The sequence below is a fragment of the Segetibacter koreensis DSM 18137 genome (genome assembly GCF_000374045.1).
Taxonomy (GTDB): Bacteria; Bacteroidota; Bacteroidia; order Chitinophagales; family Chitinophagaceae; genus Segetibacter; species Segetibacter koreensis.
Genome location: NZ_KB893326.1, coordinates 155,789 through 179,786 on the forward strand (window position 1 = coordinate 155,789; position 23,998 = coordinate 179,786).

At 38.5% G+C, this 23,998-nt stretch carries 12 protein-coding genes; 7 read left to right on the plus strand and 5 right to left on the minus strand.

The genetic code is table 11. The features are described 5' to 3' along the window. Positions 1–25 precede the first annotated feature (25 nt). The 3 genes from B154_RS28410 to B154_RS0112070 all read right to left on the minus strand — a co-directional run bounded on the left by B154_RS28410 (position 26) and on the right by B154_RS0112070 (position 6,509). Positions 26–2,188 (minus strand): cbb3-type cytochrome c oxidase subunit I, encoded by a 2,163-nt coding sequence (locus B154_RS28410; RefSeq protein ID WP_018614506.1) that lies wholly within the window; start codon positions 2,186–2,188, stop codon positions 26–28. Between the two features lie 31 nt (positions 2,189–2,219). Beyond that, complete coding sequence (locus tag B154_RS0112065; RefSeq protein ID WP_026260145.1) at positions 2,220–2,654, minus strand: RrF2 family transcriptional regulator; 435 nt, start codon at positions 2,652–2,654, stop codon at positions 2,220–2,222. 246 nt (positions 2,655–2,900) lie between these two features. Next, positions 2,901–6,509 (minus strand): T9SS type B sorting domain-containing protein, encoded by a 3,609-nt coding sequence (locus tag B154_RS0112070; protein ID WP_018614508.1) that lies wholly within the window; start codon positions 6,507–6,509, stop codon positions 2,901–2,903. A gap of 1,156 nt (positions 6,510–7,665) precedes the next feature. Here B154_RS0112070 and B154_RS0112080 point away from each other — a divergent pair. The 3 genes from B154_RS0112080 to B154_RS0112090 all read left to right on the plus strand — a co-directional run bounded on the left by B154_RS0112080 (position 7,666) and on the right by B154_RS0112090 (position 11,452). Then, on the plus strand, positions 7,666–9,276 hold the full coding sequence (locus tag B154_RS0112080; protein WP_018614510.1) for an alpha-L-fucosidase: 1,611 nt from the start codon (positions 7,666–7,668) through the stop codon (positions 9,274–9,276). Positions 9,277–9,442: 166 nt separating this feature from the next. Beyond that, entirely contained in the window at positions 9,443–10,246 is an 804-nt protein-coding gene (locus B154_RS0112085; protein ID WP_018614511.1) for an SGNH/GDSL hydrolase family protein, read from the plus strand. A 189-nt stretch (positions 10,247–10,435) separates the two neighbouring features. Then, the gene (locus tag B154_RS0112090; protein WP_018614512.1) at positions 10,436–11,452 is read left to right on the plus strand and encodes a zinc-binding alcohol dehydrogenase family protein; all 1,017 of its coding nucleotides are present in this window, start codon (positions 10,436–10,438) and stop codon (positions 11,450–11,452) included. Between the two features lie 58 nt (positions 11,453–11,510). Here the strand turns inward: B154_RS0112090 and B154_RS0112095 are convergent, their stop codons facing one another. Beyond that, the gene (locus tag B154_RS0112095; RefSeq protein ID WP_018614513.1) at positions 11,511–12,554 is read right to left on the minus strand and encodes a LacI family DNA-binding transcriptional regulator; all 1,044 of its coding nucleotides are present in this window, start codon (positions 12,552–12,554) and stop codon (positions 11,511–11,513) included. Positions 12,555–12,825: 271 nt separating this feature from the next. On the opposite strand from B154_RS0112095, the gene B154_RS0112100 reads away from it, so the two are divergent. The 4 genes from B154_RS0112100 to B154_RS0112115 all read left to right on the plus strand — a co-directional run bounded on the left by B154_RS0112100 (position 12,826) and on the right by B154_RS0112115 (position 22,636). After that, positions 12,826–15,174, plus strand: coding sequence for a right-handed parallel beta-helix repeat-containing protein (locus B154_RS0112100; protein ID WP_018614514.1), 2,349 nt, complete (start codon positions 12,826–12,828; stop codon positions 15,172–15,174). Positions 15,175–15,591: 417 nt separating this feature from the next. Further along, the gene (locus B154_RS0112105; RefSeq protein WP_018614515.1) at positions 15,592–18,654 is read left to right on the plus strand and encodes a SusC/RagA family TonB-linked outer membrane protein; all 3,063 of its coding nucleotides are present in this window, start codon (positions 15,592–15,594) and stop codon (positions 18,652–18,654) included. 19 nt (positions 18,655–18,673) lie between these two features. Continuing rightward, positions 18,674–20,173 carry a RagB/SusD family nutrient uptake outer membrane protein gene (locus B154_RS0112110; RefSeq protein ID WP_018614516.1) on the plus strand — a complete coding sequence of 500 codons (1,500 nt, stop codon included), beginning with the start codon at positions 18,674–18,676 and terminating at the stop codon, positions 20,171–20,173. A 189-nt stretch (positions 20,174–20,362) separates the two neighbouring features. Then, entirely contained in the window at positions 20,363–22,636 is a 2,274-nt protein-coding gene (locus tag B154_RS0112115; protein ID WP_018614517.1) for a glycosyl hydrolase family 95 catalytic domain-containing protein, read from the plus strand. Between the two features lie 175 nt (positions 22,637–22,811). Here the strand turns inward: B154_RS0112115 and B154_RS0112120 are convergent, their stop codons facing one another. Continuing rightward, positions 22,812–23,846, minus strand: coding sequence for a fatty acid desaturase family protein (locus B154_RS0112120; RefSeq protein WP_018614518.1), 1,035 nt, complete (start codon positions 23,844–23,846; stop codon positions 22,812–22,814). Positions 23,847–23,998 lie beyond the last annotated feature (152 nt).

The window sequence follows — 23,998 nt, forward strand, 5'->3', positions numbered from 1 at the left end:
TTTTGATAGAACAAAACCGTTTATATTACTGTACATCTACTAATTCATGGCCTTCTAAAGTCAGTTTTTCTAAAGCTTCTTCGTTAATATTGACAACCTTTCTCGGATTGATCATTTTATACATATTGAAGGCAAAAACCAGGTGAGACGCCCACATTAATGTTCCGCCAATAGCTCGCCAAAGCCAGTAAGGAGCCATGAAGGAAACGCTGTCAATAAATGGTTTTCCATCCAGCCACATCATGCCTCTTAAAGTTCCCCCGATCATTAATGGAATAGTATAAAACAATAGCCCGATAAACGCCATCCAAAAATGAATACCTACTGTTACCTGCGGAGGCTCCTGCCGTGTAAGCCTTGGAATAATGGCATAAATGCCACCCCAAAGAAAAAATGCGATAATGCCATACATGGTTAAATGAGAGTGCGCTACTGTAAAGTCGGTAAAGTGCCAGACAAGGTTAGTGAAACGAAATGCTTCTGCTGTACCCTGAAGGGATCCCGAAAAATAAAATATGGTTCCAATAATAAAGAAGGGGAGGGTATAACTACCTGAAACTTTATTCCATGAACCCTTGAAGGTCATTAAAAAATTGGTAGTACCGGAAACGACGGGTATCACCATTCCCACGCTTCCAACAATGGCAACTGTCTGCAAAGACCAGGGAATAGCACTGAAAACAAAGTGATGGGTACCTATAAGTGTATAAAAAAATATCTGCGACCAGAAAGCAAGTATGCCCAGGCTGTAGGAATAGATAGGTTTATTTAGCTGCTGGGGTAAATAATAATAAACAAGCCCCAGGGTAAACAACATAAACCACATACCTACCCCCTGGTGCATATAGTAACCCTGAGTAATTGTTTCACCTAAACCGTCTTGCCAAAATGGAAGATAAGCTACTACTGAAATCGTGATAGCAAACATAACGGCGGCGATAATGTACCAGTTTGATACATATATTTCTTTGGTTTTACGAGTGGCAACTGTTTTAAGAAAGTTGGCTAATGTAAGAGCAAGGCCGATACCAAACAAAAGCTGAATAGGCCATACATATTCCCGGTATTCGCCGCCGCCGTTATTAATACCCGCCATTAGCAAAATACTGCCCAGCAGTACTGTAGCATTGATTAAATACAAAGTGTACCATCCCCATTTTAAACTATATATCTGTACGTTGCCAACGCGTGGTACTACATAATATCCTAATCCTAACATAGCTAATGAAGACCAACCCCAGAAGACAGAATTAGTATGAACTGGTCTAAGCCTTCCAAAGCTGAGCCAGCTTAGATGATCTGCATCAGGCGCTACAAACTTAATACCTGCATATTCTCCGATTGAAGTGCCAAACACCAGCCAAACGGTAGCAGTAATTAAAAACCAGATAATAAGTTTTGAAAGTTGGGGATCTACATCAGGCCGTTTAAGCGCTTTTCTCTTTTCAGCGATAAAACGAATATTCGCATGTTCATTTACATTAGTAATTATACCTTTATCATCATTGGGTGGAAGTGATCCCGAAAGTTCATTTTGTCTAAGCTTGTAATCAAGCACTGCTTTGCGTTTTCTTAAAGCGTCCGATATTTCTTCTTCGGGTAAAGTTTTTAAATATTCGGTCAACCGCTCTACTTCTGCAAGATTCTGATTAAAGCGGTAGCGTTTTACAATATTTGACACTTTTAATGTCATAAGTATAATACCGGTAAGAATGGGAGTAAGAATTAAAATAAGCGTTATAACAATGCCGCCTTCGCTAAATAAGGAAAAAGGCTTTTCCGCTGTTGTTTGAGCAAATACATTTGTACTTAATAATGTTGCGCCAAGAAGCATAAAAAGCAGGAGAGGGAGATTTGTACCTGTCGCCTTCAGCTTCCTTGTTTGTTTGTATTTTAAAAAAGTATCAATCTGTTTACTGTCAAATGCATTAAAATATTCCTCTACTTTTCCTGTATATTCACCCTTCATTTTTTTTCTCACCAGTTTCATCATCTCGTGTGTTTCGACCGAAAGAAATATTGCGGCCGCCAGTACTATCAATACCAGCAAACAAAGCACTATTATTTCCCCTATTCCGGGGGAGGCAGACGGCGGTACCGTTCTTTCAGATTGTGCTAATAAAGGAAAAGGGAATAATAAAGATACAATAGCAAACCACCGCGGAATGCCATACTTACTTGTGTTCATAATAAAATAATTATTATTTTTTCTATAAAAACTATCGCTGCTTCAGGTAGGCCAGTTTGTTTTCCAGTTGTTCCTGCAACTCATCTAGCTTTACACTTTGCAGCATGTCATAAATATCCTTTCGTACTTTTTTAAATTCATTATGAATCGGGCACGGCTTTATTTCTGAGCAATAATCGAGTCCTAAGCCGCAACCGGAAAAAATTTTATCTCCATCAATAGCTTTTACTATATCAGCTAAAGAACATTGTAGAGAATTTTTGTTAAGGTAAAATCCTCCGGTGGGACCTTTTAAAGATTGTAACAATTCCTTTTTTATTAATTCCTGCAAAATTTTAGCAATGAAATGTTCCGGAGCATCAATTTCTTTAGCAATTTCCTTAATGCCTACTTTGCTTCCATCCTTTGTTCTTCTGGCTATAAAAATCATCGCCCTTATGGCGTACTCACATGTTTTCGAAAACATTCATCATATTTATGGTGCAAATATAAGGTGTTTCAATAATAGAGGACAAATTTATCTTCTATTAAAAAATGTTTATAGGGTTATGGAAAAATTAGTCCTGAAAAATTAATAATAAGGGGAATGTTTATAAGAGAAGCTATCATAAAGGAAAGACGTTTTTTCTATCTCTTTATGACAACTAATACAGTATGTGAATGTAAGCAACAGGAATTTGTATAGGAAGATATTTGCGGCTTTTTGTTTCTCTTACCTCAATAATGTTATGTCACCTTTTTTCTCGTATTTCGAATTGTCTGAAAATTGAACAGCCAGCGAATAATGGTAAACTTCTTTTGGTTGAATACTCCCTTTAAAAGTTCCATCCCAGCCTTGTGTTTTGTCATTTGTTTCAAAGACCATTTGTCCCCAACGGTTATAAATTCGCCAGGTCATTTTACTTATTGCAAACCCACGTACAAACACTTTGTCATTTATTCCATCTCCGTTTGGAGTAAAAGCGTTGGGAACATCAATCAGAGGAGTTATTCGTGCGACAATATGCTGGCAGGTGGTATCGGGGCAGCCGAAGTTATTTAAAGCAACCAGGCAGGTATTAAAAGTTCCGGTTTCGTTGTAAATGTGGGAAACAGGTTCCTGTGAGCGGGCGTTCAATGAATCGCCATCGCCAAATTTCCAAACATAATGGGTTGCACCGATAGAATTATTTGAAAAATTAACGGCGGTGTTTTCTTGCGGAGGATTTGGGGTAAACGTGTACGAAGCCGTTGGTTTATCACTGACTACTATTGTCATACCGGTTGTATCCATCATGTTGCATGTTCCGGAATCAACTGCTCTCAAAGTAATTGAGTAGGTGCCGGGAACAGTATATACATGGGTGGGACTAGCTTCAGTAGAAGTTTCTCCGTCTCCAAAGGCCCAAAAAAATTGCTGTCCTCCGGCAGATATGTTATCAAATACGGCATTGTAGGGGGCGCAACCACCAGGAGGAGTCTCAAATTGCGCTTTCACGTTCGTAGCTATTCTTAAGGGAATTTCAACAGAATCCGGTGCATTACAAAAAGACGTGTCTGTCAATACCAGTTTTACTTTATAGACGCCCGGTCCCGGAAATGCATGTGTAACAAGGTTAAGGCCAGCGGTAACAGGGGGAGTGCTATCACCAAAATACCACGTAAAAGATGTATTTGTAAAGTTTCTGCCTGGCGTGTTTATAAGTGAAGTATTTGTAAACTGGTAATTAGCAGATTCGCACGGAAGTAACTTTTGTGATGCAAAGCCCAGGTTTACTTTGTCGCTTCTCACCTTTATGTGCGTATAGGCAGAATCTGCAATATTACATTTTGAGCTATCAATTGAGATGAGTTTAACCTGGTAAGTGCCTGCGGCGTTGAAAGTATGACTTATAGTTGGGTCTGCAGTTGCAACATCTGCGGAGCCATCTCCAAAATTCCAGACATATTTTTTAGCTGAGGCAAGGGTGTCAGTAAAATCGACCGTTAAAGGTACACAGCCGGAAGTGTCGCTTATGACTCCATTGATAGAAGCCCTCACACTGCTTGCCACACCTGCGAGATTAAAAGCTATTTTGACGGCTGCCAGGTTACACCGGGTAGAACCATTTGAGGGAGACCAAACGCCGGGAGTTGTAGGAAAAGGGACATCACGGCCACAATTGGCACACAAGGCCTGGTAAATGACCCCGTTTCGGTCAAAGCGGCTTGTTCCTCCATCTACGTGTTCGCCAAGTCCACCCACCTGACCAAAAAAACTGCCGTATAACTGACCTGCTGCGTTTCTTTCTAATACAAAAAAGTAAAAATCGCTATTATCAGTTTTTGATTGAATTGCGTCTGGGGTTACAGACAAACCTGATGTGCCTGCATTTGGATAATTCATATCAGAATTTGTCGTTCCACCCCAGCCTGAAACGTAAACATTTTCACACCTGTCGACCAGGAAGGCAATGGGTGAGATGTTCGGCGTTTTTGCACCGCTGCCAAAGACCGTTGAATATTCATAGGCAGACAAGTCCGGCTTCAGCTTCGCGATAAACTGCTTGCCTTTGCTTTGGGAAAAAGCTGCATTTACTATCGGCCAAGTATCACTTGTTGTTGTGCCCATAATATAAGGGAAACCAAATTTGTCGAATTGTATGCCATATAACATATCAATATCTGCAGTACCTATGAATGTTGTTTTTAATAAAGCACCTCCGTCAGGCGATACAATAGAGACAAATCCATCTGTTTCACCTCCCTGGTATGCAGGGTGTAAAGCATTTGTTTTATTGCCGGGAAAATCGGCACCATCAGTATTACCACCTACATAAATATTATTATCAGTAGGGTTTATGGCCAATACAAAAGCGGCATCATTTCCACTTCCGCCGATCAGGGTGCTGAAAAGAATATTACTAAGATTAGAAGTCAATTTTATAAGAACTCCATCCTGTTTTCCACCAGAAGTTTTTTGAAAAGCGCCCCCGGTAGTTGGAAAAAGCGCAGATTGTGTATTAGAGGCAAGTATTATATTTCCATCATTATCAAGTATTACTTCACCTCTTGCATCATCACCATAATTTCTGCGAATGCTTGTAACGGGTGATTGAGGGTATTTCGGCCTAATGTTCACTCCATCTGACTCTTTTCCACCTATTTTTCTGGAACCTACAAGGGCCGAACCTGCTGCATTTAATTTGGTAACAATTATATCATAACCTCCGCCTCCATTGTCTGTAACTGTTGTAGGAAAGTTGGGCGAATTGGAGCGTCCGGCTAATACTAACTCGCCCTGACCATCAACTACAAGGCTATGGGGTTGTTCATTTCCACTTCCGCCAATATAAGTAGCATAAGTACGGTCCGAACCATTTGGGCTGAATTTTATAATGCCAATATCGTAAGGACCAATTCCTTCATCATCGATTCCTCCATTGAAAGAAGTGCTGAACGCACCCGGACTTGTTGGGAAACCCTGATCAAATACAATTCCTCCGGCATAAAAACTCCCATCAGGACCATAAGTAGCAGTGTATCCCCAATTGTCTGCAGTGCTGCCCGTAAAAGTTGAAAAGACAAGTGTAGGATCTATAATTAATTCGGAAGATTTTGAATAATTGTTTACAGCAAATTGAACTGTTTTTCCGGCTACTTTAAACCGGCAGCCTACTTCTTTTTTAACACCAGCTACTACCTGGTAGGCGTATGGCGCAAGTTCGCGTGTTTCACCTACAGATGTTTTGATAACCAACTGTTCGTTTTTTACCTGCAAACCATCCACACCATCATACTTCATTGCCAGATGAGAAAGGTCTGCTCCTGCATGAACTACAATATCATACTTTAGTTTTCCATCATTTGTATAATACCTTATATCGATGCCCGGGTAAATATTCTGGTAAGTAATTGCCTGGTATATACGACAATTGCCTTTCCATTTAGAAGGATCATTACCAATTATATAATTATTATAGGTATTTAAAGGCTTATCTCCGACAATTGCGGGAGTTTGTGCATTTATAAATTCTACATTATAGGCGTGTGAATGTACAGTTATTCCATCTTCATCCTTTGGTGGAATAACAGATTTAGCAGCAATATTGTGAGCAGAAACATGAGAAAAACCATGAAAAAAATCAGACATTTTTTCAAGATCTTCAGCTTTACTTTGTAAAACACGAAAACCTTTTTCCGTAAGGAAAAAAGCCCCATTATTCATAACGCCCTTAAATTTTACGTTTTCATTCCATTGGCCTTTATTTTCAATAAACTCAATATTTGCATATTGGCAATATGCTGATTTTATGCTAAAAAAGAAAGCAATTGCGATAGTAATTAAAATATTTGGTCTCAATTTCCGTTCTGATTTTTTTTAATGTTACTGGTGATTCCGCATAAAGCTATTACACTGTTCAAATCAAATTTGTTAAAAATAGATGAACTAAAATGTAACATTAAATTACTTTCCTTTGGCTAATGGAGGTACAACAACTTTTTATTAAGTTAGATTGGTGCTAATATTTGCCTTTTTGCGGAAAAATGATTTGTTATTTCTATGCACTTGATATTACAGCAGCCTGGAACAGAAGTGGAAAATTTTTACAAGAATTATAGATTATGGGTTTATGGGCAACGTTTTATCCCCTTTTATAAAAATGAGTAAAAACTGGCATTGGTGGCACGTTTTCTGAAGTATCAGAAAAACGAAAAAGAAACCGACAAATTAAATCAATGACGCTACCGAAATATACTTACTCTAAATTAATCGCCCATATATCAACAGCAGGTTTGGAAGAAATAAAAGAAATTCTTTCTACTGTAACGTCTGAACAAGAATTATACGAATCATCAACTTTTACAGAGATTCTGCTATTAATAAATAAAAGAGTCAATGATTTAATTAACTCCTTCTATTCTAAACCCTTCCATTCATTGCAACTGTAATGATGAAAAATAGACCTTAACATTGTTACTAATAAAGCTTTAAGCATCTAATCTAAAACTTACGAACCGTTCCTGGCCATTATGTGACTTCATCGGTCTTAAGAACTGCTTACAAAGCGGAGACAGAAGATATACGATGTCGTGCGTTGTTCAGCTTCCCGTTTTTTTTTGCAATCTTCAGCAACATACTTCATTTTAATAGGTAACCTCACTTTTTCCTTTAGCTGAAAGTGTTTGCAATTTTTTATACGAGTTATAAAAGTTGATCATCACTACTTTAAATAGATTCACTGTACAACCGATACAATTTCAAAGTTTACTTGAAATCTACTTTTTGCTCCATTGTTCCCAGAAGTTATGGGCGAAAAACTATGAATGAAAAAAACCTATTTTTATGAAATCGATTTCTAAAACTTTTACTTTTGTTAAGGTTGCCTTTCGTAAAACCGGTTACTACCAGTTTTATGTAAATAAACAAGTAGATTAAAGTCAAATGATATAATCAATAAGATATTTAATCAGATAAAAACGTAAATAGATAAATCACTAAATAATATATCTGCCATATGCCTATTTCAAGAAGAGACATTTTAAAAAGCCTCGCGTTAGGGGTTCCTGCTTTGCAACTAAATCCTGCTTCAGCTTTTAACAGTAATAATGCTGCTACTGAAGTACCACTTTTAGATAATATTGATAAAGGCCCTTTTGTTGGAACCAGGGCTTCTCTTAGAACTTATGAAATTCCAGATTGGTTCAGGGATGCTAAGTTTGGCATATGGGCGCACTGGGGACCACAATCGGCGGTAGAGGCGGGAGACTGGTATGCACGAAACATGTATATCGAGGGTCATAAACAATACGATTACCATGTAAAGACTTATGGACATCCATCGAAGTTTGGTTTCAAAGACACAATTCCTGCATGGAAAGCAGAAAAGTTGGATGCTGATTATTTGATGGGATTATACAAAAAAGCAGGTGCTAAGTATTTTATGACCATGGGGGTACACCACGATAATTTTGATTTATGGAATTCTAAATATAATCGATGGAATTCTGTAAACATGGGTCCTAAAAAAGATATAGTAGGCATGTTTAAAACAGCGGCGCGAAAACATGGTTTAAGATTTGGGATAAGCGATCACTTGTGGATCACCTATAAATGGTTTTCGTCAAGCAAAGGGAGTGATAAAGAAGGTCAACTGGCAGGGGTTCCATATGATGGCGCCGATCCTAAAAACTTTGAATATTACGGCCGTTGTGAAGAAGTATTTAGTCCAAATTTAGACTGGAACGAGAACGGGATTCCTGAAAGCTGGAAAAAGCATTGGTTTGACAGAATTAAAGATTTGGTAGACCAACACGAACCAGATCTTTTGTATTGTGACGGCCAAATGCCTTTTGAAGAACATGGACTTAACATGTTGGCGCACATGTATAATAAAAGTGCTGCAAAATACGGGGGGAAAACACAGGCGGTTTATACAAGTAAAAGATCTGAAGACTCAGCCCCAGGAACTGGGATTTGTGTGTTTGATGTAGAAAGGGGAGTAGTGGAAACCATCTGGCCTCTTGCATGGCAAACAGACACGTGCATTGGCGACTGGCATTACAACAGGGAAAGAGTGGGTAAATACAAAACAGCAAAAACAGTAGTAGATATGCTGGTAGATATTGTTAGCCGTAACGGTAATCTAATGCTGAATTTTCCCCTGCCCGCGAGCGGCATGCTTGATAGCGACGAATTAAATGTATTGGATGGTATTACCAAATGGATGGCTGTAAACAGCGAAGGTATTTATGGCACCCGTCCCTGGAAGATCTTTGGGGCCGGGCCACAAACAGAAATAACAAAAAACCCAAAAGAAGTAAATTCTGCGCAGCAATTCAATGAAAAAAACCGCAAAGATTTTTCTTATGAAGATGTACGGTTTACTACCAAAGGTAAAAATTTGTATGCTTTTTTTATGGGCTGGCCAGAAGGCGGCCAGGTAGTCATCAAACCCTTGGCTACAACCAGTGAACAAAAAGTTGGCAACATAGAAAATGTGGAATTATTAGGTGTTGGCAAGGTTCAGTTCACAAGGGACGGAGAAGGTCTGAAGGTAACACTTCCCTCTAAAAAGCCCGGAGAGCACGCTTATACTTTAAAAATTTCAGGTCAGGATCTAGTTTAGAACTACCAGTAAATAAATATTTAATTATCAATTCTGCTAAAAGAGAACAAGTTTAGACAGAACGGCAACAACACAATGTCATCTGGCATTGTGTTGTTGCACAACGAGGAAAAGGAAATAAAATAGCTGCATTAAATTGATCTTTTTCTAATAGTTTTATCTATTAATGACAAACGAAAAATTAATTAATAACCGAAGATGCTTCTTAAAAAATACAGCGGTATTAGGAGCTATGGCTATAGCGGTACCACAACTCTTACAGGCAAATCCATACATAAGAAGTGATGACAACAAAGAAGGCAATAATTTTACTTTTTTATTCCAGGGTGATTCTATCACCGATGGGAACAGAAGTCGCAATAATGATTGGAATCACGTAATGGGAAACGGCTACCAATATATCATTGCAAGCAAATTATGGTACGATTTCCCTAAGAAAGGGTTTCATTTTTTTAATAGGGGCATCAGCGGTAACAAAGTAACCGACTTAACTGCACGTTGGCAACAGGATACGCTGGAATTGAAGCCAGACCTGTTAAGTATTTTGATTGGCATAAATGATACTTCAGCATTCATAAATGGTGATAAAAACTTTTCTGCTGAACAATATGAAAGTGGCTATCGTTCCTTACTGCAGCAAACAAAACAACAACTACCGAATGTGCAATTCGTTCTTTGCGAACCGTTCATTCTGCCCGTAGGTAAAGTGAAGGAAAAGTGGGACGATTATTTAAGGGAAGTTGAAAAACGGCAGCAAGTAGTTAAAAAATTGTCGGTTGAATATAAGACTGCTTTTGTGCCATTTCAGAGTGCATTCAACGGAGCATTATCAAAAGCTCCGGCGGAATATTGGATATGGGATGGCATTCATCCAATGCCCGCTGGTCACGAATTAATGGCAATAGAATGGCTTAAGCAGGTAAGTAAAAAATTAAAGTTTTTAAATAACAGGCCTGTCTTTAACCAGTAATGCGCTCAATCTTTTGCATCATACGAAATAAAGAAGTTGCCAGAGCTAAAATACTCTGTTTGATTTTACAAGGAATTGGATAAAAAGCAATAATAATTATTAATTCTGCAATAGAATTAAAGAAAAGGTTTACTAAAAGGATATTATCCTTTTAGTAAAAACTGGTTATCTGTAATAAAAATATTAGAAATGAAGACATTAGTATGTACTCAACCGGGGCAATTCGAATATATATCTGAAGAAAAACCTCAACTGGAAAAAGGTCACGCTATTATAAAAATAAAACGTATTGGAATTTGTGGAACTGATCTTCATGCCTTTGAAGGAACTCAACCTTTTTTTGAATATCCCCGTATTTTGGGTCACGAGTTAGCCGGGGAATTAATAGAGTTTGATGGAGCGCCGGGTTTCAGCGTTGGAGAAGCAGTTACGTTTGTTCCGTACTTCAACTGTGGTCATTGCATTGCCTGCCGTTTAGGAAAACCTAATTGCTGCAGCAACATAAAGGTATGTGGTGTTCATTGCAATGGTGGCATGAGAGAATATCTTTCAGTTCCGTCTTATTCTCTTGTGCATGGAGAAGGATTAAGCTTTGACGAACTTGCACTTGTTGAACCGTTAGCCATCGGCGCTCATGGTATACGGAGAGCAGAAGTGAAGGAAGGAGAATTTGTATTAGTAGTAGGTGCGGGACCTATAGGACTGGGAACAATGGAATTTGCGCGCATTGCCGGGGCTAAAGTTATTGCCATTGATGTTAATGATAATCGGCTGCAGTTTTCTAAAGATAAATTGAAAGTAGAATATGTTATCAACGCATTAGCTTCTGATGTGTTGGAGCAATTGTCAGCCATTACAAATGGAGATATGCCAACCGTAGTAATGGATGCAACAGGTAATTTGAAAGCTATCAATAACGCATTTCGGTATATGTCTCATGGAGGGCGGTATGTATTGATTGGCCTTCAAAAAGGAGATATTTGTTTTAGTCATCCGGAATTTCATAAAAGAGAGGCGACATTAATGAGCAGTCGAAATGCAATAAGAGCAGATTTTGAACATGTCATTGATGCTATGAAAAAGATGAAAGTAGATCCTACAACTTACATTACTCACCGTGTTGTATTTGAGAATGTAAAGGATGAATTTGAACAGTGGTTACATCCAGCTAATGGAGTGATTAAAGCAATGGTTGAAATTGCGTAAGTTGAGAGTAGCATGCATCTTTATTAGTAGGGTAGGGGTTGAAATTTAAAGTGAATGTTTAAATTTTTACTGCGGCCATTGATCTTAAAGAACTTTGCCTGACAATTATTTCACTGTTAATTATTTCTTTTTTATCTGTTTCTGTTGAAGCGATTCTTTGTGCAATGGTTCTGAAATAAAGATTAGCAGCACACTTTCCCAATTCCTTACCTTTTTGGTCAACGGACGATAAAGCAGGCTTTATTAATTCGGTAAAAGCTTCATTTGCAAATCCAAAAATTCCTAATTTTTCTGGTACTTCAATACCCAAGGATTCCGCAACTTGCAACACCCCTAATGACTGATGGTCTGATACGGTAAAAAATGCATCGGGTGGTTGCTTTAGCTTTAACAACTCGGTTGATATGTTTACAGCTATTTCTTTTGATAAAGCATTATCAACAATAAAATGACACGGGATGCTTAGACAGGCCTCTCTGATGGCTTTTAAGTAACCCTCCTTGCGGTCTTTGAAAATAGTTAGATGTTCCGGCCCTCCAATGAAAGCAACCTGGCGATATCCTTCCTCAATCAGTTTTTTTACGGCCTCATACGAAGCCTCTTTGTTATTGTTTACAACTCTACTGCTATTTACTGTATCAAGATAACGATCAAATTGAATTAGTTGTATTTTGTGGCTAATTACTTCATTGAGGTAGTCCGGTGATTCTGTTTCAGCAGAAATAGAAATTAAAATACAATCAACATTTTGGTGTATTAATGTTTCTATAGCCGTACATTCTTGTTTATAGGACTCATGTGACTGGCAAATGATTAAACTGTGATTATTTGCAAAGCATACTTCTTCGATTCCTGCTATAGCTTCTGAGAAAAAGCTTTGATTAATATGTGGTACAATGACGCCGATTGTTTTAGACGAACCTTGTCGAAGATTGGCAGCATGAGAGTTATGCTTGTAATTTAATTCAATTGCTTTTTTCTTTACTGTCTCTACAATTTTTTTACTTACTAGCGGATGGCTGTTAAGTGCCCTTGAAACATACGATGCAGAGATACCAAGCTCGGCTGCCAGATCATAAATAATTATTCTTTTGCCATTCATTGCAATTCAAAAATACAATATTTGCCAACAGAATAACTTGTGCCCTTATGTTAGTAAGACGGATTTTATAAGGAGTGAAAAAGATTTTAATAAGTTGAAATCGATTGTGAATGAAGTAGTTTTGATCAGTTGACTAAAGCCCGTTAATGCCAGATTGAAATTTAAAAAGATGATAATAACGGTTACCCTTAACGACCTACTTATCAATAAGTTTGTTTCATCGCAATGAGTCATTAGGGAATAGATAATAAACTTTTACAACTAATTATTAATGAAGCAAATTTTTTTATCGATTATTCTTTTTCAAACTTTTCTGTGTTGTACGGGCCAAACCAATTTTTATGTCGCTGTCAATGGAAACGATAATAATGCAGGAACTTTAAATAAACCTTTTAAAACAATTGAAACTGCATTAGATAAAGTAGGTATCGCAAAAGAAAATAAAGTGAGAATATGGTTAAGGAGCGGCAGGTATGGTTTAAGTAAGACACTAGAGATTACAGCGGAATTACTGAAGGATCGTCAATTGCAAATTTTGCCTTATAATAATGAACAGGTAACAATTAGCGGCGCTGTAAAAATAAATCCGGAATGGAAAACGTATAAGGGGCAGATATTACAGGCATCAATTGACACGAGATTTTCTATTGATCGCTTATTGTGTAATGGAACGCCTTTGAATATGGCTCGCTATCCCAATTTTGATAGCTCAATTCGTGTTTTTAATGGCTGGGCGGCGGACGCAATAAGTCCTCAGCGTGTTAAGAATTGGTCCCATCCTGAAGGTGGCTATCTACATGCTTTACACCAGGCTGAATGGGGTGATTTTCATTACAGGATTACGGGTAAAACGGACAGGGATAGTTTATCGCTTGAAGGTGGCTGGCAAAATAACCGTCCGGCTCCTATGCACAAAGAGTATCGTTTTGTTGAAAATATTTTTGAAGAACTAGATGCGCCGGGAGAATGGTATTATAATGCATCATCCGGTATCTTATATTTATATCCACCGAGGGGAGTGAACTTACATACAGCATTGTTTGAACGTTCTGTGCTGGATAATATTATTCGAATAAAAGGTACTGAGCAAAAGCCAGTGTCAAATGTTACTATTAAAGGCATCACTTTTACGGGTACTAATCGCACGTTTATGCTTACAAAAGAGCGGCTGCTTCGTACCGACTGGACCATTTATCGGGGTGGTGCTGTAATAACTGAAGGTGTAAAAAACATCAACATCAGCAATTGTACTTTTAATGCTTTAGGTGGTCATGCAATCTTTGTCAGTAAATACAACCGAAACGTTTTAATCGAGCATAATTACATTCATAATATTGGTGGTAATGCAATAGCGTTTGTGGGAGATACTGCCGCGGTTCGGTCTCCGGCTTTTGGTTATGAATCCTTTGTTCCTCTTGATAAAATGGACATGACGCCCGGCCCTAAAACAAATAATTATCCTGCAGCATGCAAAGCATATGATAACCTCATTCATACAATCGGCACCGTAGAAAAACAGGTAGCAGGAGTGGAAATAGACATGGCAATGAATATAACTGTTAGCCATAATACGATATACCATGTTCCCCGGGCCGGCATTAACGTGGGCGATGGTTGCTGGGGTGGCCACATGATTGAGTTCAACGATGTTTTTAATACTGTACTCGAAACTGGCGATCATGGTGCTTATAATTCGTGGGGAAGGGACCGATACTGGTTGCCTTCTATAAGCGCTGTTGACAGCAATGTTGAGAAGTTTCCTGATCTTCCATTACTCGACGTTATTAAACCCATAACCCTTCGTAATAATCGTTTCTATTGTGCACATGGATGGGATATTGACCTCGATGACGGCAGTAGCAACTACCGTATTTACAATAATCTATGTCTTAATGGTGGATTGAAACTTCGTGAAGGTTATTATCGTGTCGTAGAAAATAATATTGTTGTCAACAATACTTTTCATCCACATGTCTGGTATACCGGAAGCATGGATGTGTTTGCGCATAATATTGTTACTGCAGAATATGCCCCTATCAGGATTTCTGTCTGGGGAAAAGAGGTTGATCATAATTTTTTTATACAAAAGACAGCTCTTGCAGCAGCACAAAAAAAGGGAACAGATGAGCATAGTCTCCAGGGTAACCCCCAATTTGTTGATGACGCAGGCGGTGATTTTAGGGTTATGCCAACATCAAAGGCATTATCGATTGGATTTAAAAATTTCCCGATGAATGACTTTGGTGTAGTAAGTTCTTCATTAAAGCAAAAGGCACAAAAGGCGCCGATAGCAGGTGTACGAACCTTAGCTGTTGAGAAGAAGGGATTGTCGACAGAATGGCTTGGGGCAATAATTAAAAATGTCGAAACGCCAGGTGAACAATCTGCCTCTGGACTGCCCGATAAAGAAGGGGTCTTGATAGTAAAGGTAAGCCGGGGAAGCTTTGCTGAAAAAAGCGGATTGGAAGCCGGTGATGTGATAAGGGAAATTAATGGAAAGCCTGTGGCAAACGTGGCAGAAATGCTAAACAGTATTCAGGTTATTATGTGGCAGGGAGGAGCACAGGCAGCGGTTTTACATAACCAGCAAATGAAGAATGTACAATTGCATTTTAAATAATTTGAGAGTAATTATAACACAAGTATTAATTATAAAACAAATGATCTACTCTGGAAATTTTTTTATTTTTGTGTTCTCCCCACACCAATAAAGACTGTTTTAACAGATGCTGAATCTGTTTCCGAAATATAACATCTCAAAACGGTAATATTTTGACCAATAACAATTTGGCTAATGCAAATAAAAAGAGGTTACATTATTGGTAATTCCGTTTTACCTGACCATTAACCATTACTGGTTTTCTTTTAATTTTTTCTACTCACATAAACGCAAAGGGTGAATTTGTAAAAAAGATAGTTAAATAATAAAAATTATCAAATTTTTAGGAAATCGATTTCGAAACTATATTTTTGATTATTCGATTGCTGTTTAACAGGACAATCATATCCACTATTTTCCAAACCTCAAAGCATTGCTATGACGAACTGCTCTCTGCGTGAAACCTGTTTTTCTTTTAAAGCGGGTATTAGGCCTAAAAGCCTTAAACTTCTTTTTCTTGTTATTTTCAGTATTTTTTCATCCGTTGTTTTTGCACAACACGTTATTACAGGCAGAGTCTCAGTTGGAGATACTGCTTTAACTGGTGCTACGGTGCAGGTAAAGGGATCGAATACCGCTACCCAGACCGATGCCAATGGAAGTTTTACAATCAATGCTCCATCTAATGCCACACTTGTGGTTAGCTCTGTTGGATACGTAACCCAGGAAGCAAAAGTAGGGGGGCGTTCTACAATTAATATTTCATTACAATCTGCTACATCACTTATGAGTGAAGTTGTAGTTGTAGGATATGGAACACAGGCAAAAAGAAAGTTAACAAGTGCTGTAGTAACGGTTTCAGGCGAGGAACTGAACAAACGAGTAGCAACAAATCCAACTACTTTACTGCAGGGCCAGATGCCGGGATTGCAGGTAATACAAGGATCAGGTGAGCCAGGCAATGAAGGCGTAAGTTTTCGGGTAAGGGGTATAAGCACATTTAGCGGAGCCGGAAATGACCCTCTTGTAATTATAGATGGTTTGCCAGGTAGTCTTACCGTTCTTAACCCCAATGATATTGAATCTGTGAGTCTTTTAAAAGACGCAGCCTCGGCAGCTATTTATGGCTCAAGAGGTGCCAACGGGGTAATCGTGGTAAAAACAAAAAAAGGAAAAGCAGGAGGATTTTCACTACAGTATAATTATAACCTGGGAATTTCCAACCCTACGAGCCTTCCCGATGTTGTCAGCAATTCTGCAGAATATATGGAGTTGTCCAACGAAGCTTATACTAATTCTGGCCGCGCTCCTTTATATACCCAGGCTCAGATCGACTTATATAGAAATGCAACCGACAGGGTTAAATATCCAAATCATAAGTGGCTCAATGATCTTTTTAAGACTGCTTATACCAATAACCATTATTTAAACCTTAGTGGTGGCAGGGAAAATACCAATTACAGCCTCGGTATCGGAATTACCGACCAACCAGGAACTATGATTGGTTTTGAATACAAAAAATACACAATGGACTTAGGTTTATCCTCTAAAGTAAATAAGCGAGTGACTATTGGCACAAATGTGCAGATGCGGTATGGAGATAGAAAATATCCGCCCCAGGGAGCTGGCGATATGTTCTTGTCTACCCTGGCTCAATCACCGCTTTATCCACCAAAGTCTCCTGATGGCCGATGGATAAAAAGGGCTTACCCTAATGAACAGGGAAATAAGAACACTGTAGCAATAGTGGGGGAAGATGTGAGGGTAAGATCCTACGATTATTACTTGCAGGGTAATCTCTCAATGGATATAGAAATTGTCAAGGGATTAACTTGGGAAAACAGGGCAGGAGCTAATTATGATTCCTATAAATCCAATGATTTCAGGCCGGTGGTACAGACCTATTATTATAATGACATGAGCTCTGCGGGGCTTCTGGATGTTGGAACGCCGGGCTTAAATGTTGGAAGAACTGATAATATTTACACAGTTTATTATAGCCAGTTAAACTTTAAAAGAACTTTTGGTGATCATACTCTTTCTGCATTTGGTGGCTATCAACAGGAGCATAACCAGGGAAGTAGCCTTAATGCAGGTCGGACCCAATTTACAACGAACTTATTGAGAGAACTGAACGCTGGTCCAAGTAATGGAATGACTAACAGCGGTACATCTTCAGAATGGGCAATCCGTTCATTTTACGGAAATCTTAATTACGATTTCCAGGATAAATACCTTTTTGGTACGAGTGTCCGTTATGATGGTACTTCGCGTTTACCTAAAGATACAAGATGGGGTTTGTTTTATTCGTTTTCCGGGGCATGGAGAATTTCAAAAGAAGCTTTTTTGCAGGATGTGCGCTGGCTGAATGATTTAAAAATAAGGGGATCATGGGGACAACTTGGTAATCAGAATATTGGTACTTATCCCTACCAGTCTACTTTGAATAACAGGGACTATGCATTTGGTGGTTCAGTGTCTCCAGGCTATTCTGCAAGCACATTAGTTGATCCTAGTTTAACATGGGAAACAACAAGAGTTTTAGATATAGGAATGGATCTTTCAGCTTTTAGCAACAAATTATCAATCACTGCCGATTGGTTCAACAAATACACTTTTGATATTCTTCGGGGTTCGCAAGTACCGCTGTGGTTGGGTTTAAACGCGCCGACAATTAATAATGGCGCTGTAAGAAACAAGGGATTAGAGATTAATGCGCAATACAGGGACAGAATTAGTAAGAATTTTTCTTATAGCATCGGGGTTAATTTTCAGAAGTATAAAAATATACTCGAATCATATGGTAAAACCGAGATTGGTAATACAACCATACGGGAGGAAAGACACCCGCTTGATGAATATTACATGTACGTATGGGACGGTATTTTTCAAAGCCAGGAGGAAATTGACAAATCACCCAAACAACCGGTAACTCCAACACCGGGTGATTTGAAAATAAGAGACGTAAACGGCGATGGGAATATTGATGACAAAGACCGCAGTTATGTGGGTGGTAAATATCCTTCTTACCAGTATGCGGTCAACCTCTCTGCAGGCTGGAAAAACTTTGATTTCAGCGCACAATTATACGGTTCGCAAGGTCAAAAAATTTACGTCAATGGTTGGGGCATAGAACCATTCCGTCAAGGTTCTGTTCCCACAACTGATTGGAGAAATCGCTGGACTCCAACCAATCATACCAATACAATGCCTAAGATTTATGTTGCTGATAGTTATGCTCCGGTTCAAAATTATGCGTCCACTTACTTTTTAAAAGATGCATCTTTTATGCGTCTGAAAAATGTTCAACTAGGTTATACACTGCGTTCCCACTACATTAATAAGGCAGGGATAAAGTCTGTGAGGGTTTATTTTGCTACAGATAACGTAATAACCTTTAGCAAATTTCCTGGCCTCGATCCTGAGAGAACCAGCGACGGCAACTATGTGACTTACCCTCAAATCAGGACTTTTACTTTTGGTGCAAACGTTCAATTTTAACTATCAAAAATTGTAGAATATGAAATTCTCATTAAAATATATAATACTTTATTCTTTAACATCCTCTATTCTTTTTGTTTCCTGTAAAAAGGACTTGTTAGATGTAAGCCCACCTGACCAGTTATCCACTTCTGTTTTCTGGAAAACAGAGGCAGACGCAGATCTGGCGCTAACTGGCCTTTACAATTATTTATATGCAAGTGGTGGAGGCTATGCTACTTCCCAGTATACAGTTATGGCATGGGACAATTTCAGCGATGACTCTTATGGCCAATATGATTATGGTGGAGGTACATCAGCTCTTACCTCAGGTCTCACACCGTTGTCCGGTGGTTTTGTAAATAGTTATTATACTAATAATTACCGTGCTATAGCCGCCATCAATTCGTTTCTCGCAAATGTTGATAAAGTGCTCACAGGCGATAAGCTGTCGGTTTACAAAGGTGAAGCCTATTTCTTAAGAGCCTTCAACTACTTTTGGCTTGCACAGCTTTATGGCAATGTTCCCGTCGTTAAAGCTGATCCGTTTACGCTCGATTATAAAAAAGGATTAGCAAAGTCTGAGAGAGCCGAGGTGCTTCAATTTATTGAGAGTGATTTGGATTCTGCTATTGCTGCATTGCCTAATATAACTTACAGCTCAGGTCATGCGGTAAAAGGTACTGCACAAGGTTATAAAGTAAGAGTATTGCTTTTTGAAAAAAAATATTCAGAAGCTGCCGCACTCGCAAAGCAAGTTATTGACGATAATAACTATTCTTTGAACCCTAATTACGCTTCAAATTTTTATAAACCTGATCAAAACTCCAGTAAGGAAATTATGTTTTCGGTAAAATACCAGCTTCCCAACATACAACACCAGGATGTCGCGTTAGCTGTACACCTTCAACGCTGGAAGGGGGAGTTGGGCACGCAGGATTTAATAAATGAATATGAAGCAGGAGACCCAAGAAAGACTATGACATTTTTCTTCGCGGGTGATACTAAAGCCCAGGGTTGGCCGTTTACCGGGGACCTCTCGGTGGCTATGATAGGAAAAGACAGTTGGTTAAATGGTTATTATACGGTTAAGAAATGGCTGACACCTTCTTTGACAAATCCTGATTATGGCGCTTTAGACGACAATGATTTTGTATTGTTACGTTTGGCGGATGTGAAATTGATGTACGCCGAAGCGCAAAACGAAGCGGGAGGCGCAGACGCAACTGTATACCAGCAAGTAAATGAAGTGCGGGCACGTCCGGGAGTAAATATGCCGTCTCTGCCTTCAGGGCTATCAAAAGAACAAATGAGAGATCGCATACGACATGAGCGCAGGGTGGAATTTGCAATGGAAGGATTGCGTTATTTTGATCTTAGACGTTGGGGGATAGCTACTCAAAAGTTAAATGGCTTTGTTCCAAATCCTTTGGTTCCGACTATTAAAACCAAATACGAGGACAAGTATGAGTTTTGGCCTATTCCTCAAACAGAAATTGATCGCAATGCCCCTGTTCTTGTTCAAAATCCTGGCTATTAAATTCTGCCAGGCGTACAACGCTGAAGAGTAGTAGAAAGTTATTTTAAAAAAACATTAATATTAGTAGCTCAATACGACAATAAGTAGACTTTGCCACGAAAATGAAGAAGCATTTTCTTTATTTCCGTGGCATTTTTACAAAAATTGAACTCTCTATCTCATTTTTCAATCCACTTTATCAATTACGATATGAGGCCAATAATCATCCTTTTAGCTTTAACTATAGCGAGCTGGTCAGCTTTTTGTCAATCTTCTTTTCATGACCTTCAATTTGACAAACTGGCGAGCCAATGGGATGAAGCTGTTCCTATGGGTAATGGAATGGTTGGCGCTCTTATCTGGCAAAAGGAAAATAACTTGCGTTTTTCATTAGACAGGGCTGACTTGTGGGATATGCGGCCAATGAAGGGCTTGCATAGAAAGGAGTTTTCTTATAAATGGATACAAAAGAAAGTACAAGAAAAAGATTACAAACCTGTTCAGAAATATTTTGATGAGCCGTATGATAAAGAACCTGCACCTTCTAAAATTCCCGGTGGCGCATTGGAGTTTGAAACAAAAAATTGGGGCGATGTTCAGTCCGTTCATCTGTACCTGCAGAATGCTTTATGCGAAGTGAAATGGGCAAATGATATTCTTCTAAAAACATTTGTACATGCAACCAAGCCGGTAGGTTGGTTTCGATTTGAAAACGTTTCTACAAATTTTACACCTCAACTGATTGCGCCAAAATACCAGGGAGAAGTAAAGGTATCTGGTGACCCGGTAGGTGGTGATGACCTTTCGAGGTTAGGTTATAAACAGGGTAGCATTGTTAAAAAGGACTATAGTATTACTTATAACCAGGAGGGCTGGGGTGGGTTTACTTATCAAATAAATGTTCGATGGAAAAAAACGGGTTCTGTCATTGAGGGGGCATGGAGCATCTCTTCACATTACCCCAAACAAAAAGCAACTCTTCCTGCATCGACAACTACTTTGCAAACATTACATAAAGGCTACAGCATTGACTTTTCTTCTCATACAAACTGGTGGAATAATTTCTGGAGCAAATCATCTATAACTGTTCCTGATACCAGCATAGAAAAGCAATGGTACCTGGAGCAGTATAAATTCGGCGCATCGGCAAGAAGGGGTGCGCCTCCTATTTCACTGCAGGCAGTCTGGACCGCAGATAACGGACGGCTTCCACCATGGAAAGGTGACTATCATCACGACCTCAACACACAACTAAGTTACTGGCCAGCTTATAGCGGGAATCACCTTAACGAGGCTCTGTCATACTTAGACCACCTCGATGAAAATAAGGCTAATTATAAACGTTATACAAAATTGTTTTTTGGTACTGATGGCCTTGCCGTTCCTGGTGTGACCACTCTTGATGGTACTGAAATGGGTGGCTGGATTCAGTACTCCTTATCTCCAACGGTTTCATCATGGCTGGCGCAGCATTATTACCTGCAATGGCGATATAGTATGGATAGAAATTTTCTGCAGAAGAGGGCATATCCGTGGGTAAAGGATGTTGCAGTATTTCTTGAAAAAATAACTACTGTTGACAATAACGGACACCGCAAATTGCCCATCAGTTCAAGTCCGGAAATAAATAATAATAGCCTGGAAGCATGGTTTGATAAGAATACCAATTACGACCTTTCTTTAATGAAATTTACTTTCCAGGCGGCAGCGGAACTTGCTTCTGAATTGGGATTAAATAATGAAGCAAAGCACTGGAAAGAAATATATGAACAATTTGAAGATTTTGCTTTAACAAAAAACAACGAGTTGATGTTTGCGCCGAGCTTGCCATACAATCAATCGCATCGCCATTTTTCACATGCAATGGCAATACATCCGCTGGGATTAATAAAATGGGAAGACGGCAAAAATGAACAAAATATCATAACAAACACTATTCACTTATTAGATAGCATAGGTCCGGCTAATTGGTGTGGTTATTCCTATTCCTGGCTTGCAAATATGAAGGCACGAGCGAAAGACGGAGAGGGTGCTGCGAAAGATTTGCAGGTATTTATAAAAGCGTTTTGTTCGATTAATAGTTTTCATCTTAATGGTGATCAAACGAAATCAGGATATTCAAACTTTACGTATCGCCCTTTTACACTTGAAGGGAATTTTGCTTTTGCTTCCGGTTTGCAGGAAATGCTGCTACAGAGCTATGCCGGTTTTATTGAAATTATGCCTGCTATTCCTGCTGAATGGAATAATGTTAATTTTGAAAATCTACGTGCAGAGGGAGCATTTTTAGTGTCAGTTAAAAAAGCATCGGGAGTAATCAACGAAGTGAAAGTTGTTGCAGAAAAAGGAGGAAGCACTAAACTCAAGATTCCTTTTACAACCTGGACTGTTACTACAAACAAAGGCATAGAGATAAAGAAGGCAGGAGACTTTTTAGAATTAACATGTAAGCCAAATGGTGTAATTATTTTAAAAGGGGGGTAAGTAAATTTAGTAATTACATCAAAGCTTGAATGGCAAGCAATTTTAACAAGCAGGAATAAAAGCCATAAGAATAGGTGTAGCACGTATCTTAAAATAAACTAGTTTTTAATCTTGTAAACTATTATTGCAGCACTTTACCGTCTTCAGCTCTTCGAAAAAAACTTATTCGAGTACCTTAAACACCGGTAATAATTGTTTTTGTTCTGCTTTTTAAAAATGCAATTTTGTCCTTCTCGGAAGTAAATTTATCTGAAAGAGAAACAAATTTTTTACTTAGAAACTTATAGTTTTTCGTCATCAGCAAAAACCATATTTGAAAATAGTCTAAGCCTGAAAAAATAACGACCTCGTTGTTTTTGTATTCTTCTATATTCTGTAAAAAGTTGCTGGGCATCTCTGTCCAGTGTAGTGCAGGTCTGAGGTGATGTCCTATATGGTAGCCATCATTGAAGCATTTTTTATTATAAATCGTATTAATGCAGGTAATGCTGTTTTTATAAATATTATCGGGGTTTTGAGGGTCGATAAATGCATGTTGCGCCCAATTTCCCGCCATCATAGCAAACCGGGTAAAGATTAAGGGAAGAATGTATACGACCAATGTGGCTTTGAAATTGTAAAAGGCTAATAGTATGACTAATGCAATGTAGGCACATTCACCTGCAAGTACCTTCCAGGCAAATTTGTTTCTATCCTTCTTACTAAAGTAAAAAGAGAGATGAATGACCCCGAAGAAATAGAACGAAAGTAAGTATTGTAAAAAACCCCGTACACTATCCCTTCGGTATTTCATTGTAGAACTGAGGTCTTCTAAAAGATTATTTTCAGCATGGTGCATAGCAATATGATGATAAAAATAAGTTTCTGGAGTCTGACCAAAAAAACAACCTAAAAACCAATGGATATATTTAGTTAAATATGAATACTCCTTTTTAAAAAGCTTCCTGTGACAGGTGTTATGAAGCATCAATATAAAAGGCCCAAGGAAAGAAATAAAGATCAGAGCAAGGTAAACCAAGTAGAAAGCCCAATGTACATTTTTATTAAGGAATAGGTACAAAGCGAAAGGTACAATTACAAATGTTATTTTAAGTGACAGGTATATAAAAGGGAGGTCGCGTTTATTATTAAGTAATTTTAAGAAAAATGCGTCAAAAAAATTAATCTTCTCTTTCTCCGAATAGGTAGGGTCAGTTAATGTTAAGTTCATAGGAAAGAGTCAATTTTTTTAAAACTGTAGAAAAATAATTACAAGCTTTTGTCAAAGCTTATTGTTAATGTCGCAATATAGAGTCGCTTATTTGTTTTGCCAAAAATAAGTGAAGTGGTATTTATAATAGAAGATGTATCTGGTTGTATAAA